Raw genomic sequence first — 1,765 nt, forward strand, 5'->3', positions numbered from 1 at the left:
CGCGCCTTGCCCGGCGGCGCTGATCAGGGCGGCCGCATCCAGCGGCACGGCCTGCTGAAGATCCATGCCGTCGCTGTAGGTGTATTGCTTGAAGCTGGCGTCCATGGGAATCCAGGCGTCGGGTGTGTAGCGGGTGCAAAGTGAACAAGGTTCAAAGAAGCAGCCTGACTTGCTCCTTGATTGATAGCATGAAGTCCCCGTACTTACTGCGGCAAATGGATTTTTGATAGGGCTGAATTTGCTCCTGTTTTTGATGCTGCAAGAGGCTGGTGATGCGGCATTGACAGTCTTGGTGAATCCGGCCTTGATTGCGTGATCATTCTCCCGCAACGAAATGAGGCGAAGCCTTTTTCTCGCACTGCTGTTCATGATGGCCTGATTGAAGTCATCAGCAGGCAAACCTTCTTTGAGTGGCAAGGCGGCACTATTTCAAAGATAAGGTGAATTGCCTTCTTTCAGCCTTTTGCGCACTTCCGCAAAAGTTTTGTCCAGTTCCCAGGGGCCAATATGTTCCATTGACTCGGAAGAATGATCAAGCTCTCTCATTATATAGAGATAATTTAATAACCTGCACGCCAATCTTGTATATTCCTTATATATCTCCCCGAAATAATCAAATATTATGTTTTTGATTTCATTTCCATCTCCAATCTTTAAGAATAATTCCAAGGCGGCATGCTTTTGATTAAAATCCAGCCGAGGGTATATTCCCAGCAAGTTTTCTATAATATATTTACAAGCCTCGCTGTCAATTTTTCTTTCATTACCAAGTCGTTCCCATAGGTCAAGTATTGCTCGCTCCTTCTTGGTTCCTCTTCTTCTCTTTATTTCCTCCATAGCGGTCACATACCATTCCATATTTACTCCTTGAAGTTAGTCCCGTAAAGATTTTCCACATCAATACGGAAGCATGTTTTTTTATACATCTGTTGTGTCGTGGCAGGCCGAATATTTCCGACTTCAGAGATACCAGTTGGTGGAAATCTTCTCAAATTTTCTATCGCCGTTGCTCCCATCGCTGTTAGATTCGGAAAAAACCTGTTTGGAATCCAAGGCGCTACTGCCGCTCTCGCCAGTAATCTTCCCATACCTTGTTCAGCTTGTGCAATGGTTACACCGACACCAATTTCTCCTTTAATAACTTCTCCAGGCAGGGTATTCAATGTCGTGCCTCCAAAATTATTGCAATACTGACTCTCTTGAATCTGTATTCTCACTCTGGGTTGTTGACATTTCTGGTTTCCACCTGATGCAGCATTGGCATTCGTGGAAATGATGGCTAATGCAGTCAATACGGCTGCTGGTAACCCGCTGCCAGCGGTCAGTGCTGCCACAAGCGCTGCGACAGCCAGAACGACAAGAATGGTTAAAACTGCTTCTTGAATGGCCTCCTTGTGACATTCCCAAATTTCAGATATGGTATTCATGGCTGAATAGACGGCCAGCACACCAATGGAATAGGTAGTACGCAGGAATGTGGGATCCATAGAGGTTGGTGGAGCATCAACGCTGAAAAAGCGCATGACCTTTAGACCAGACTCATCAAAAAGAAGATTCCCTCCATTCCCACTCCCTTCTATGATATAAGCCCCGGCCCCGGTTTCCGGATCAATAACAATATACCCAAACCCCTTCCATCCGTGCTTGTTGATGCTCTTCTCACGCACGGTCACTTCCTTGCCGGCATTGACGGCATTCCTGATTTCACTGCCCACTTCTCCGCCTATGGGCAACTTTTGCAGCGCCGTCTGCGCATTCTGTTTGT

General features: G+C 46.6%; 2 protein-coding genes and 1 pseudogene. All 3 read right to left on the reverse strand.

Annotated elements, in window-relative coordinates:
• A partial coding sequence (locus C1720_RS13475) for a hypothetical protein (protein ID WP_146007068.1) occupies nucleotides 1-417 on the reverse strand: 417 nt, incomplete at its 3' end.
• Between the two features lie 12 nt (nucleotides 418-429).
• Complete coding sequence (locus C1720_RS13480; RefSeq protein ID WP_146007069.1) at nucleotides 430-858, reverse strand: hypothetical protein; 429 nt, start codon at nucleotides 856-858, stop codon at nucleotides 430-432.
• Between the two features lie 2 nt (nucleotides 859-860).
• Nucleotides 861-1,765: pseudogene (locus C1720_RS14060) on the reverse strand (hypothetical protein); the annotation flags it as partial.

Origin of the sequence: Ottowia massiliensis (assembly GCF_900240305.1) — a bacterium.
Lineage (GTDB): Bacteria > Pseudomonadota > Gammaproteobacteria > Burkholderiales > Burkholderiaceae_C > Ottowia > Ottowia massiliensis.